Origin of the sequence: Symbiobacterium terraclitae, assembly GCF_017874315.1 — a bacterium.
GTDB classification, from domain to species: Bacteria; Bacillota; Sulfobacillia; order Symbiobacteriales; family Symbiobacteriaceae; genus Symbiobacterium; species Symbiobacterium terraclitae.
The window spans coordinates 1-13,025 of sequence record NZ_JAGGLG010000009.1; the positions used below are offsets into that span (position 1 = coordinate 1).

The window sequence follows — 13,025 nt, forward strand, 5'->3', positions numbered from 1 at the left end:
GAGTCATGCAGGGCATGAGAAAATTTCTGGAGGGCCGACTGAAGCTGAAGGTCAACGAGGAGAAGAGCGCGGTGGACCGTCCCTGGAAGCGCAAGCTTCTGGGGTTCAGCTTCCTGCCCGGAAAGCGGGTCCGCATCCGTCTCGCCTCGAAGACGAAAGAGCGGTTCGCGGCGAAAGTCCGCGAAATCACCAGCCGGACACGGCCGCTGGCACCTGGCGAGCGCATCCGCCAACTCAACGCATACCTGGGGGGATGGCTGGCGTACTTCCGCCTAGCCGAAACACCCAGCGTGTTTGCGCGCATGGACGAGTGGATACGGCGCCGCCTGCGGATGTGCCTCTGGAAGCAGTGGAAGCGGGGGCGAACCCGCTACCGCGAACTGAGACGCCTGGGTCTGAAGCATGGACCCGCCCGAGAGGCGGCAGGGATGCAGGCGAGACCCTGGAGAGCAGCGCACACCCCTCAGGTGCACAAAGCCCTCGGGCTTGCTTACTGGCAAGCCCAAGGGCTGAAGAGCCTGAAGGAAAGCTACGAATCGACTCGGAGTGCTTGACGAAACGCCGGATGCGTGACCCGCATGTCCGGTGTTGTGAGAGGCCGTAGGGCGACCCTACGGTCTACTCGATCGCCTCCTCTTCGGCCACTTCTGGATCCCGCTGGTCTGGAGGAGGTAGCCGCACAGCGAGGGAACCCCGTTACTCTGCCGCCGCGGCGTACCGCCCGCGGCGGCTCTTTGTGTTCTGGTGGCGGCGCATATTACATTTTCGCAACTAGAAGGAATTGCGGCAGGAACTTGCAGAATACAGACTAGGGCCTACAAGGGCGGTTCCAGGAACAGAAAAGTACACAATCGCCATGCACTTAGAAACCACCATGCCTACTTCAGGGAGGAGGACGTCGCATGGCCGTGGAGCTCAACATCCGGCACGTCAACGTCGAAGAGCGGGCGCCCGGCTACAACGTGGGCCAGATGGTTGGCCTGGCCCTGGGTCCGGTTCTGTTCCTGAGCCTCTACCTGTTCCTCAAACCGGCGGGCCTCGGCCCCGAAGGCGTGGCCGCCCTGGCGGCCACGGCCTGGGTTGCGGTCTGGTGGGTGACGGAGGCCCTGCCGATCCCGATCACCAGCCTGCTGCCGATCGTTTTGTTTCCGGCCCTGGGGCTGGGCTCGGTGCGCGACGTCCTGGCCCCGTACGCCGACCCGACCATCTTCCTGTTCCTCGGCGGCTTCGTCATCGCCCTGGCCATCGAGCGGTGGAACCTGCACCGGCGCATCGCCCTGGGCGTCATCAGCCGCGTGGGGACCAACTCCACCCGCCTGGTGCTGGGCTTCATGCTGGCCACCGGAGGGCTCTCCGCGTTTCTCTCCAACAGTGCGACGGCCATGATGATGCTGCCCATCGGAATGGCCGTGATCAAGCAGATCGCGGAACTGCAGTGTACGTTGGGGCCTGACGGCGAGGTGCCCCGGACGAACTTCGCCAGGGTGATCATGCTCGGTATCGCCTACGCCGCATCCATCGGCGGCGTCGGCTCCATCATTGGCTCTCCGCCCAACGCCGTGATGGTGGGCGTGGCGTCCAAGACCCTGGGCGTGCAGATTACCTTCCTGGAGTACATGTACGTGGGCGTCCCGTTCGCCCTGGTCATCCTCTTCGTCGCCTGGCGGATCTTGCTGCGAGTCTTTCCGCCGGAGTTCCGTGAGCTCGACGGCGGCCGGGAGTTCGTCCGCAAGCAGCTGGCCGACCTCGGCCCGATGACCGAGCAGGAGTGGAAGGTTCTCGCCGTCTTCGGCCTCACCGCGCTGCTCTGGATCATCTACCCGTTCCTGCTGCAGGATGTCATCCCGGGAATCAGCGACACCACCGTGGCGATGTTCGGCGCCATCCTGCTCTTCCTGATCCCGAGCGGCCGGTGCCGCGGCGAGTTCCTGCTCGACGAGAAGGCCTTCGCCAAACTGCCCTGGGGCGTGCTGCTGCTCTTCGGTGCCGGGTTCTGCGTGGCCTCCGTCTTCCAGTCGTCCGGCGTGGCCGAGTGGCTCTCCGGGTTCCTGACGGGCCTCGGAGGGGTGCACTACCTCCTGATCGTCCTGGCCGTCTCGATCATGCTGGAGGTGCTCACCGAGATCACCTCCAACACGGCCGTCGCGACCATCTTCATGCCGATCCTGGTGAGCCTGGCCGATGCGCTGAACATCTCGCCCGTCGGCCTGATGATGGTCGCCGCCCTGTCCGCTTCCATGGCCTTCATGATGCCGGTGGCCACCCCGCCCAACGCCATCGTCTTCAGCACGGGCTGCGTGACCATCCGGCAGATGATGAAGGCCGGATTCTTCCTGAACGTGGCGTCGATTATCACGATCACCCTCTTCGGCTGCTTCTGGATCCCCCTGGTCTGGGGGAAGTAGCCGCACAGGGAGCGCCGGCACCGGCCGCCGCGGGGCACTGCCCTCGGCGGCCTTCTTGCGTGGACGACTGGCGGTTTTCCCCACCGGCGAAAGGAATAGGAGGGTTGTAGAGTGAATCTTCCTAAAGTAAAGACGCGGCGTGGAGGATGTGCGGCTCCCGCCGCTGTCGGACACACGGGGAGGGGATTGGATGAAGCCGACGTTCATGCGCCTGACAGGCGCGCTGCTGGCCGCGGCCATGCTGCTCTTGTCGGCGTGCTCGAAGCCGTCCGGGACCGACGGCGGTCCGAGCACCAGCAGCGGAACGGGTCAGACCGACACGGGGCAGAGCGGCAGCGGCCAGGGCGGCTCCGACACGTCCCAGGGCGCCCAGCCCAGGCGCGGTCCGAACGGGGAGGTCTATGGCGGCGTGTACCGGATGGCGGTGGGGGCCGAGCCGGCCGGGATCGACCCGCACATCGACACCACGCTGTTCACCTACCGCCTCTCGCGCAACATCTTCAGCACGCTGGTCCGCTACAAGGGCGAGACGCTGGAGCTGGAGCCCGAGCTGCTCGCCGAGATGCCTGCCATCTCGCCGGACGGCCGTACGTACTCCTTCCGCCTGAAGGAGGGCGTGAAGTTCCACAACGGCGCCGCACTCACCGCCCACGACGTGAAGTACACGTTTGAGCGGCTGCTCACGCCGGCCACCAAAGCGGCCAACACCTGGGTGCTGCAGGACGTGGTGGGCGCGGACGAGATGCTGAACGGCACCGCCACGGAGCTGGCCGGGCTGAAGGTGACCGGCGACTACACCTTCGAGATCACCCTCAAGCAGCCGTTCGGCCCCTTCCTCTACTATCTGGCCACCGCGCCGGCCTCCATCTATCCGGCGGAGTACGCCCGGCAGAAAGGCGACGCCTTCGCCCGGGAGCCGGTGGGCACCGGCCCCTTCCGGCTGAAGGAGTGGCGGGAGAACGAGCTGCTGGTCCTGGAGCGGAACCCGGACTTCTTCGAAGAGGGTTACCCGTTCCTCGACGCCATCGAGTACCGCGTGGTGGCGGACGAGTCGACCCGCTGGCTGGAGTTCGAGGCCGGCAACCTCGACAGCAACGAGATCCCGACGGTGGAGTGGGAGAACGCCACGCAGTCCGGCCGCTGGAAGGTGTGGGAGACCACCACGCTCAACACCTACTACCTGTCGCTGCAGCTGGAGATGGTGCCTGACCCGCGGGTCCGCGAGGCCATCTCGCTGGCCATCGACCGGCAGAAGATCATCGACACCATCCATAACGGCACAGGCACGCCTGCCATCGGCTTCACCTCGCCGGGTATCGTGGGTGCGCTCACCGGCGCACCGGGTTTCCCCTACGACCCCGACCGGGCGCGGCAACTGATCAAGGAGGCCGGGGCCGAGGGCATGACCATCGTCTCATGGCAGCGCGGCGGCGACAAGGTGACCGACTCCAACCTGGCGATCCAGCAGATGCTGGCGGAGGTGGGCCTCAACTACGTCGTGGAGATCTACGACTCGGCCACGTTCCGCGAGGCGCGGGCCAACGGCGAGATCATGGCCAACCAGGGCAACTGGTACGCCGACTACCCCGACCCCGACAACTACCTGTGGACCTACTTCCACTCCTCCAGCTCCAGGGGGATGTCGGTGGCCATGAACGACCCAGAGGTCGACCGCATCCTGGAGGAGGCCCGCATCAGCACCGACCAGGCGGCCCGGGTCAAGGCCTACCAGGACCTGGAGCGGAAGCTGCTGTACGAGCAGTACGCCATCATCCCGCTTTGGCACCTGAAGTCCTACTTCGTCAGCCAGCCCAACGTGTACGGCTTCAAGCTGAACCCGGTCTTCGTCTACGATTACAAGACGGTTTGGAAGGACGTCCAGTAACCTGACGCATTCCGGCGGTGGGGGCCGCGGCGCACACGGCCCCCACCCCGATCGCACATGAGGGGAGATTCGCGTGCTCGCCTACATCATCCGCCGCCTCTGGCAGGGCGTCCCGGTCCTGCTGGGGGTGAGCGTCATCACCTTCATCCTGATGCACGTGGTGCCGGGCGACCCGGTCAGCGCCGCCTTCGAGAAGCGGGCCGATCCGGAGACCATCGCCCGTATCCGCCACGAGCTGGGGCTCGACCGCCCGCTGCCGGTGCAGTACGCCGACTTCCTGGTCAAGGCCCTCCAGGGAGACCTCGGCCAGTCCTTCCAGACCCGGCAGCCGGTGGCCGAGATGATCCGCGGCGCCATGCCGGCCACCGTCAAGCTCACCCTCTCGGCGGTGCTGGTCACGGTGGTGATCGGCGTGCCGATCGGCATCATCTCGGCCCTGCACCGCGGGTCGGCCATCGACTACATGGCAACGGTGACAGCGCTCTCCTTCATCTCGGCGCCGGTATTCTGGGTGGCCATGGTCGCCCAGCTGCTCTTCGGGCACCGCTGGGGCGTGCTGCCCATCTCCGGGTTCGACACGCCGCAGCACCTGGTGCTGCCGGCGCTGGTGCTGGGCACCCGCTACGCGGCGTCGGTGGCCCGCTACACCCGCTCCTCCATGCTCGACGTGATCGGCCAGGACTTCATCCGCACCGCCCGGGCGAAGGGGCTGAGCGGGCGCGTCGTCATCTTCAGGCACGCGCTGAAGAACGCCCTGATCCCGGTGGTGACGGTGATCGGCCTGGAGATCGGCGGGCTGCTCACCGGCTCCATCCTCACCGAGTCCGTGTTCGGCATCCCCGGGCTGGGGCTGGTGACCATCCGCGGCCTCAACTCCCTGGACTTCCCGGTGATCCAGGCGACCGTGCTGCTCACGGCGGTGATCTTCGTGGTGATGAACATCGTCGTGGACATCAGCTACTCCCTGCTGGATCCCCGCATCCGCATGACCTAGGAGAGGAGCGTAGGCCATGGCAGTACCGTTACGGCAGCGGGGCCAGGCTCAGGCGGAGCCCGCCGGCCGGCAGCCCAGGACCGCGTGGCACCGGCTGCGGCAGCACAAGCTGGCGATGGCAGGCCTGGCCTTCATCATCCTGCTGATCATCGTCGCCATCCTGGCCCCGGTGCTGGCGCCGGCCGATCCCAACAAGCAGGACCTGTTCGCCAGGCTTGCGAAGCCGGGCACGCCCTTCGACGAGCTCGGGGAGGGCAAGTACTGGCTGGGCGCCGACCAGCTGGGCCGCGACGTGCTCTCCCGGGTGATCTACGGCGCCCGGATCTCGCTGCTGGTGGGCTTCGTGGCGGAGTTTATCGTGCTCTTGATCGGCGTGACGCTGGGGGCGCTGGCGGGTTACTACGGCGGCTGGGTCGACCGGGTGATCATGCGCACGGCCGACGTGCTCTTCGCCTTTCCCGACCTGCTCTTCGCCATCGCCGTCATGTTCGCCCTGGGCCGGGGGCTTCTCAACCTCTTCGTGGCGCTCTCGGTGGTGGGCTGGGCCGGCATGGCCCGGCTGGCCCGCAGCCAGGTGCTGGCGCTGAAGGAGCGCGACTTCGTCGAGGGCGCCCGGGCGGTCGGGGCCCGGGACCGGCGGGTGCTCCTCGCCCACATCCTGCCCAACGCGCTGGGCCCGATCATCGTGGCGGTGACGCTGGGCATCCCCGGCGCCATCATGAGCGAGGCCTCCCTCAGCTACCTGGGGCTGGGCGTGCAGCCCCCGACGCCCACCTGGGGGGCGATGATCTACGAGGGCCGCTCCTACCTGCGGCACGCACCGTGGATGTCGCTGGCGCCCGGGGCGATGATCATGCTGACCGTGCTCGCCTTCAACCTGCTGGGGGACGGCCTGCGCGACGCGCTGGACCCCCGCACGAGCCGCAGAGGAGGCTAGGTCCATGGCGCTCTATCCCGTGGAATCCTTCACCGGCGGCGAGCACCTGGGCATCCGTCCCGCCGCCGGCGGGCTCGAGGGGGACGGCACCTGGACCGGACCGGTGACCGAGGCCGCGCCCTTCGACTGGGCCGTGGCGTCGTGGAACGGCGCGGGCGACCGGATTGAAGTGTGCCTGCGGGTGCGCATGGCCGGGTCCTGGTCGCCCTGGTTCAGCTTCGGCCGCTGGTCGTCCACCGGGCCGAGGGGTTCTGTGGACGGGCAGGAGCGCCCGCCCTTCGGGCGCCTCGCCACCGACACCCTGCTGCTCACCGGGCCGGCGGACGCGTACCAGCTGCGCGTATCGCTCCGGGGGGCCGTGCTGACCCGGCTCTGGCTCGCCGCTGCAGTGGCCTCCCACCGGTCGGAGGAACCCCCGTTCACCCCGGCCTGGGGCGTGGACCTGGACGTGCCCCGGCGCTCGCAGATGGTCTACCCGACCGGCGGGAACGTGTGGTGCAGCCCCACGTCGCTGGCGATGGTGATGGCTTACTACGGTCACGAGGAGTCGATTCCCGACGCCACGGTTCCCGGGGTCTACGACCCCGTCTACGACGGCCACGGCAACTGGCCGTTCAACACCGCCTACGCCGGGACCCGCGGCTTCGTGGCGTACGTCGACCGCCTCGGCGGCTTCGCCGACCTGGAGCGCAGCATCGCCCGGCGCCGGCCGGTCATCGCATCGGTGGCCTACGACCGGGCGTGGCTGCCCAACGCGCCCATCGCCCGCACGGCGGGCCACATCCTGGTCGTGCGCGGCTTCACCCGGGAGGGCGACGTGATCGTCAACGACCCGGCGGCGGAGGACGACCGCGGGGTGCGGCGGGTCTACCGGCGCGACCTGTTCCAGCGGGCCTGGCTGGACCGGGGCGGCGTGGTATACGTGGTGGCCCCCTTGGCCAGGCCTGACGGGCCTGGTGTAGAATAGCACCAGACCGGCCGTAGAGCTGCGCCGGTCGAGGAGGTGCACCTGTGGACAGGTTGATGGAGATTCGCGCCCAGGTTCCTGCGGTGAGCACCCAGGTCTACCTGAACACCGGCACGGCCGGGCCCATGCCCGAGCCGGTGCGCGCCGCGATGGTGGAGTCGCTGGCATCCCAGTTGGCCGACGGGCGAATCCGGGCGGACTACTACGTGAAACTGTCCCGGCTCAAGCGGGAGATCCGGGAGCGGCACGCGGCCCTCCTGGGCTGTGACCCCGAGGAGATCGCCCTCACCCAGAACACCACCGACGGGATGAACATGGTGACCCTGGGGGTGAACTGGCAGCCCGGCGACGAGGCGATCACCACGAACCTCGAGCACGCGGGCGCGCTTTTCCCGCTCTTCGCAGCCCGGCAGCGCTACGGCATCACCATCCGGATCGCCGACGTGCTGGACCGGCCCGAGGAGGCCGCGGCGGTGATCGAGCGGCTGATCACGCCGCGCACCAAGCTGATCTCGCTCTCGCACGTCTCGTACATCACCGGGGCCGTGCTGCCCATCCGGGAGATCGCCGAGGTCGCGCACCGCCACGGCGTGCTGCTGCTGGTGGACGGCGCCCAGTCCTTCGGCGCCATGCCGGTGGACGTGAAGGCGCTCGGGGTCGACTTCTACGCCGTGACCAGCCAGAAGTGGCTCTGCGGCCCCGAGGGGGCCGGTGCCCTCTACGCCTCCCGCGACGCCATCTCGCAGGTACGGATCACCTTCGCCAGCTACGGCACCGCGCAGTCCTACGACCTGTACGGCGGCCTGTTGCCCTGGGGCAACGCGAAGAAGTTCGAGCAGGGTACCGTCCAGCCGGCGGTCCTGGCCGGGCAACTGGCCGCGCTCCGCTGGCTGACGGAGGAGGTGGGGACGGACTGGGCCCACGGGCGCATCAGACGGCTCGCGGCCGACGCCCGGGAGCTGCTCGCCGCCGTGCCCGGCGTCACCGTGGTCACCCCGGCCGAGACGGCGGGGCTGGTGACCTTCCAGGTGGAGGCGAACGCCGATGCGGTGCTGAAGGCCCTGGCCGCGCAGGAGATCATCGTCCGCACGGTGCCGCACCCCCGCAGCCTGCGGCTCTCGACGGGCTTCTACAACACGGAGGAGGAGCTGGAGCGGCTGGCCGCTGCACTGCAGCCGCTGGCCCGGGCCTGAGCGAACCCGAGGGCCGCCCCCGCCAGGGGAGCGGCCCTCATCCCGCTTGATGCGCCGGCTGCGCGGAAATCGAACCAAAAGGGCCGCCCCCGATATCGTTCAGGTAGACCGTCGGGGGCGCCATCCGTGCACTGAGGGCGGGCCGATCCCGCCCGGGCCGGGGCGTATGGACCATGGAATCAGGCCCATGGTAGCATAAGACCTGTTAAGATCGCTGAACATGAGTAAAAAGGAGGACGAACCGTGCCCAACATCCGGGAGTCCGCTCTCCCTGGCATTGGTCGCAAGTTCCAGATCGAGGCTCGCAGCGGTGACAAGATGGTTGTGGTGATCCACGACGACGGGCGGCGCGCCCTGTATCACTTTCACTACGATGATCCCGAAGAGCCGATCTCGATGGTGACGCTCGACGACGACGAGGCCCGCCAGGTGGCCGCGATCATCGGCGGCATGACGTATCAGCCCAAGGATCTGGAGTCCGTGGAGGTCGCGCTGCACGACCTGGTCATCGAGTGGTACAGGGTCGAGCCCGGCTCGCAGGCAGTGGGCAAGCGCATTGGCGACCTGCAGGTGCGCCAGAAGACCGGCGCCAATATCATCGCCATCATCAACAAGGACAAGAGCCAGAAGGTCAGCCCTGGGCCCGAGGAGGTGCTCAGCGCCGGGCAGACCCTGGTGGTTGCGGGAGAACGCCACCAGGTGAAGGCGCTGAAGCAGCTCATCATCGGGGAGGGCAAATAGCGGATGGAGCATGTCGTATTTGAACTCGGTCTCGCGCTGGCCCTGATGGCGGCGGCCGGCTACCTTGCCGCCAGGCTCCGCATCTCCAACGTACCCTTCCTGATCGTGACGGGCATGCTGCTGGGACCGCATGCCCCCAAGATCGGGATGATCGACCTCAGCTTCATCAACAGCGCCCCGCTGATCGAGTTCATGGGGCGCCTGGGCGTGCTGTTCCTGCTCTTCTACCTGGGCCTTGAGTTCTCCATTGGCCGCCTGGTGAAGTCCGGCAGGAAGATCGCCGTGGCCGGCACCATTCACGTCGGCCTCAGCCTCCTCGTCGGCCTCGGCTTCGGCCTGCTGATGGACTGGCCCCTCAAGGAGGTCCTCGTGGCCGCCGGCGCCATGACCGTCACCTCCAGCGCGATCATCGCCAAGGTGCTGGTCGACCTGAAGCGCACCGCGAACCCGGAGACCGAGCTGATCCTGGGCATCGTCATGGCCGACGACATCTTCCTCGCCGTCTACCTCTCCATCGTCTCCGGCTTCGTGCTGAGCGGCGCTACGTCCGTGGGCGGGGTTCTTCTCTCGGCGGGCACCGCGTTCGGCTTCATGATCGGCGTGCTCCTGCTCAGCCGGCTGGCGATGCCGTGGATCAACCGGTTCCTCAATGTCCAGTCGAACGAACTCTTCCTGCTCATCGTCTTCGGCGCGCTCATGCTGGTCGCCGGCTTCGGCGAGTCGCTGCACGTCGCCGAGGCCATCGGCGCCCTCCTCTTCGGCCTCGCACTGGCGGAGAGCGACCACCGGGAGCGCGTGGAGCACCTGATCCTGCCGTTCCGGGACTTCTTCGGGGCCCTGTTCTTCTTCAGCTTCGGCCTGTCCATCGACCCCTTCGGGCTGGGCGGTGCCATCGTCCCGGCCGTGATCGCCGCCGTGGCCAGCCTGATCGGCAACTACACCGCCGGCATGTTGGCGGGCCGCGCGGCGGGGCTCTCCTACAAGGCCTCGTCCAACATCGGCCTGACCATCGTCGCCCGCGGCGAGTTCTCCATCGTCATGGCCAACCTCGGTGCGGCGGGTGGTCTGCTGCCGATCCTGCAGCCGTTCGCGGCCCTGTACGTACTCATCCTGGCCATCGCGGGCCCGCTGCTGGCCAAGGAGTCGCGTGCGATCTTCAACCTGCTGAACAAGGTCTTCCGGTGGCAAAAACCGCTGCCTGAGCGGAAAATCGTCGTGCCCGCCGCCCCGACGGAGGGGCAGGACTAGCCGGCACGGGCAGCTCAAGATGTGGGCCGCTCCACACACGGGGGAGCGGCCCTTCGTGATCTCACAGGTCCAGCTGCTCCCGCTTGACGGCCTCGTGCGCGGCCGTTGCCGCCAGCACCTGGTCCCACAGGCCGCCCACGCGCTCGCGCATGGCCGCGAGGCCGGCGGCCGTCACACCGCCGGGGGTGGAGACCCGTTGCATCGTATCGGCGAAGGAGTAGCCGGTCTGCTCCATGAGCTCGCAGGTGGCCCGGGCCGTCTCCCGCACCATCGCCTCCGCGACCTCGCGGGGGAGGCCCGGGGCCCTGCGGCAGGCTGCCTCGGCCAGGGCCTGGAAGGCGCAGCTGAGGAAGGCCGGCCCGCAGGAGGTGAGGTCCGAGGCCGCCCGCACGTCCGCCTCCGCGATCACGTGGGGCCGGCTGATGGCGCCCATCAGCCGCACCAGCAGGGCGCGGTCGCCGTGGGTGCAGCGCTCGCCAAAGATGAGCAGCGACGCCCCGCGGGCGACGGTCTGCACCACCGACGGGATGACCTTGGCCACCCGGGCCGGGGTCCGCTCCTCCAGCATGGCCAGGGTGACGGTGTTGTTGATGACGACCAGCAGGTGGTCGCGCGTTATGTACGGCGCGATCTCCGCCAGCACGGCTCCGGTGTCGCCCGGCTTCACGCAGAGGAAGACGGCGTCGCACCGCCGCACCAGGTCGGTGCCCGAGTACGCCTGCTGCACCCCGGGGAGCGACTCCGCCACCCGGCGCCGCTTCTCGGCGGTGCGGGAGTGGATGATTACCTCGTCCGGCCTGAGCGCCCCCGCGCGCACCAGCGCGGTCACCAGCAGCCGGCCCATGTTGCCCATGCCAATGAAGCCTACTCTCACCGCCGGTCCCTCCCGTGCCTGATCGACTGCTAGCCAGACTATTCCGGGCGCCCTTGGCCCGACACCGCAGCCGGGCCACCGGCCGGCGAACGAATTGCCCGCGCATGGGCCGAATGGTACAATGCAGTGATGTGACCACCTTAGGGGAGGCTGAAATCCATGTATGACGAACTCGCCCGCCGTGCCGCGCGGCTGAACGACAAGATCACCGAACTCAGGAGGTCTCTTTGACGTCGACAGGCGACTCGAGGAGATCGCAGCGCTGGAGCACCAGATCGCTGCCCCCGACTTCTGGAACGACCAGGCCACCGCGCAGCGGGTGACCCGCCGGGTGGCCGAGCTGCGCGCGCCCATCGAGGAGGTGGACGGCTTCCGGCGGCGGCTCGACGACCTGAACGTCATGATCGAGCTGGCCGAGGAGGCGGCGGACCTCGAGATGGCGGCCGAGGCGCAGCGCGAGGCGGCCGACCTGGAGGAGAAGGTGCGGCAGTTCGAGCTGAAGGTGCTGCTCAACGGCAAGTACGACGCCTACAACGCCATCCTCACCATCCACGCCGGCGCCGGCGGCACCGAGGCCCAGGATTGGGCGGAGATGCTGGAGCGCATGTACCTGCGCTGGGCCGAGCACCATGGTTACAAGGTGGAGGAGTTGGACCGCCTGGCCGGCGACGAGGCGGGCATCAAGTCGGTCACCCTCGCGGTACGGGGGCCCTACGCCTACGGGTTCCTGCGCCCCGAGATGGGCGTGCACCGCCTGGTGCGCATCTCGCCCTTCGACGCCTCCGGCCGCCGGCACACCTCGTTCGCGGCCGTCGAGGTGATGCCCGAGATCGAGGATGACGTCGAGGATATCCAGATCCGCCCCGAGGACCTGCGCATCGACACCTTCCGGTCCAGCGGCGCGGGCGGCCAGCACGTGAACAAGACGGAGTCGGCCGTGCGCATCACCCACCTGCCCACCGGCATCGTGGTCTCCTGCCAGCAGGAGCGGTCCCAGATGCAGAACCGGGCGGTGGCCATGATGATGCTGCGCTCCAAGCTGGTGGAGCTGAAGATCGAGGAGCAGAACAAGGAGATGGCCCAGGTGCGGGGGCCGCAGATGGAGATCGCCTGGGGCAGCCAGATCCGCAGCTACGTCTTCCAGCCCTACACGCTGGTGAAGGACCACCGCAGCGGCGTCGAGGTGGGCAACGCCCAGGCGGTGATGGACGGCGAGCTCGACCCGTTCATCTACGGGTACCTGGAGAAGCGGGCCAGCGGCGAGCTTTCGCGGCCCTGACCGGGGAGCCCGCCGGGAACCTGTGCACACCGGGGATAGTCAAACTTAAAAAGTACGCGCGTGCACTGGAAGGGAGCAGATGTCCCATGGCACACCGTTCGAGGCTCTTGTCGCTGCTGGTGGTCGCCGGAGTGGCCGCAGGGGTGCTGGCGGGGCGGGTGATGGCCCAGTCCGCCGAGCCGGGCACCGGCGCCGACCCGCTGGTCAGCAAGTCGTACGTGGACCAGGTTGCGCTGTACCGGGTCGTCGAGGTGCCGGCGGGTCAACAGGTGATCGGCGAGGCCGGAACCGAGATGGTGCTGCGCGCGGGTCAGGCCACCGCCATCGTCTCCGAGCTGGGCGGCCTGCTGGACGTCACGGCCGGCATCGACACGCCCGGGGGCGCCGAGATCCCGCCGAACCACCTGATCGTCATCCCCCGCAGCGACGGGCGGGGGTTTTATGCCGTCACCGACCTGACCCTGATGGTGAAGGGCAGGGTCAGCATCAAGGCTCCGTAAGC

Annotated in this window: 12 protein-coding genes; 11 read left to right on the forward strand and 1 reads right to left on the reverse strand. The window is 68.1% G+C overall.

Annotated features, from left to right (window positions below):
* The 9 genes from J2Z79_RS06800 to J2Z79_RS06840 form a co-directional block, all read left to right on the forward strand.
* On the forward strand, window positions 1-554 hold a 554-nt coding region (locus J2Z79_RS06800; RefSeq protein WP_280953627.1), incomplete at its 5' end, for a group II intron maturase-specific domain-containing protein.
* A gap of 348 nt (window positions 555-902) precedes the next feature.
* Complete coding sequence (locus J2Z79_RS06805; RefSeq protein WP_209466117.1) at window positions 903-2,405, forward strand: SLC13 family permease; 1,503 nt, start codon at window positions 903-905, stop codon at window positions 2,403-2,405.
* A 190-nt stretch (window positions 2,406-2,595) separates the two neighbouring features.
* Window positions 2,596-4,290: an ABC transporter substrate-binding protein gene (locus tag J2Z79_RS06810; protein WP_209466118.1), complete on the forward strand. Its 1,695-nt coding sequence runs from the start codon at window positions 2,596-2,598 to the stop codon at window positions 4,288-4,290.
* Window positions 4,291-4,363: 73 nt separating this feature from the next.
* A complete protein-coding gene (locus tag J2Z79_RS06815; protein WP_209466119.1) occupies window positions 4,364-5,284 on the forward strand; it encodes an ABC transporter permease in 921 nt (306 codons plus the stop codon).
* Window positions 5,285-5,300: 16 nt separating this feature from the next.
* Window positions 5,301-6,221: an ABC transporter permease gene (locus J2Z79_RS06820; RefSeq protein WP_209466120.1), complete on the forward strand. Its 921-nt coding sequence runs from the start codon at window positions 5,301-5,303 to the stop codon at window positions 6,219-6,221.
* 4 nt (window positions 6,222-6,225) lie between these two features.
* Complete coding sequence (locus J2Z79_RS06825) at window positions 6,226-7,188, forward strand: peptidase C39 family protein (RefSeq protein ID WP_209466121.1); 963 nt, start codon at window positions 6,226-6,228, stop codon at window positions 7,186-7,188.
* Between the two features lie 44 nt (window positions 7,189-7,232).
* The gene (locus J2Z79_RS06830) at window positions 7,233-8,381 is read left to right on the forward strand and encodes an aminotransferase class V-fold PLP-dependent enzyme (protein ID WP_209466122.1); all 1,149 of its coding nucleotides are present in this window, start codon (window positions 7,233-7,235) and stop codon (window positions 8,379-8,381) included.
* A 243-nt stretch (window positions 8,382-8,624) separates the two neighbouring features.
* Window positions 8,625-9,122 (forward strand): cation:proton antiporter regulatory subunit, encoded by a 498-nt coding sequence (locus J2Z79_RS06835; RefSeq protein ID WP_342589434.1) that lies wholly within the window; start codon window positions 8,625-8,627, stop codon window positions 9,120-9,122.
* Window positions 9,123-9,125: 3 nt separating this feature from the next.
* The gene (locus J2Z79_RS06840) at window positions 9,126-10,370 is read left to right on the forward strand and encodes a cation:proton antiporter (RefSeq protein ID WP_209466123.1); all 1,245 of its coding nucleotides are present in this window, start codon (window positions 9,126-9,128) and stop codon (window positions 10,368-10,370) included.
* Between the two features lie 61 nt (window positions 10,371-10,431).
* On the opposite strand, the gene J2Z79_RS19125 is transcribed toward J2Z79_RS06840, so the two are convergent.
* Window positions 10,432-11,244: a pyrroline-5-carboxylate reductase dimerization domain-containing protein gene (locus J2Z79_RS19125; protein WP_209466124.1), complete on the reverse strand. Its 813-nt coding sequence runs from the start codon at window positions 11,242-11,244 to the stop codon at window positions 10,432-10,434.
* Between the two features lie 159 nt (window positions 11,245-11,403).
* On the opposite strand from J2Z79_RS19125, the gene prfB reads away from it, so the two are divergent.
* Together prfB and J2Z79_RS06855 are read left to right on the forward strand one after the other, a co-directional pair.
* A protein-coding gene (gene prfB / locus J2Z79_RS06850; protein WP_209466125.1) for a peptide chain release factor 2 occupies window positions 11,404-12,523 on the forward strand; the annotation gives its coding sequence in 2 pieces (ribosomal slippage) (window positions 11,404-11,472 and window positions 11,474-12,523; 1,119 coding nt in all).
* 86 nt (window positions 12,524-12,609) lie between these two features.
* Complete coding sequence (locus J2Z79_RS06855; RefSeq protein WP_209466126.1) at window positions 12,610-13,023, forward strand: hypothetical protein; 414 nt, start codon at window positions 12,610-12,612, stop codon at window positions 13,021-13,023.
* Window positions 13,024-13,025 lie beyond the last annotated feature (2 nt).

Excerpts from the sequence above, each read along its gene's own strand:
- J2Z79_RS06805 (WP_209466117.1), top strand. The coding sequence starts at position 903 with ATGGCCGTGGAGCTCAACATCCGGCACGTCAACGTCGAAGAGCGGGCG.
- J2Z79_RS06810 (WP_209466118.1), top strand. The coding sequence starts at position 2,596 with ATGAAGCCGACGTTCATGCGCCTGACAGGCGCGCTGCTGGCCGCGGCC.
- J2Z79_RS06820 (WP_209466120.1), top strand. The coding sequence starts at position 5,301 with ATGGCAGTACCGTTACGGCAGCGGGGCCAGGCTCAGGCGGAGCCCGCC.
- J2Z79_RS06825 (WP_209466121.1), top strand. The coding sequence starts at position 6,226 with ATGGCGCTCTATCCCGTGGAATCCTTCACCGGCGGCGAGCACCTGGGC.
- J2Z79_RS06840 (WP_209466123.1), top strand. The coding sequence starts at position 9,126 with ATGGAGCATGTCGTATTTGAACTCGGTCTCGCGCTGGCCCTGATGGCG.
- J2Z79_RS06855 (WP_209466126.1), top strand. The coding sequence starts at position 12,610 with ATGGCACACCGTTCGAGGCTCTTGTCGCTGCTGGTGGTCGCCGGAGTG.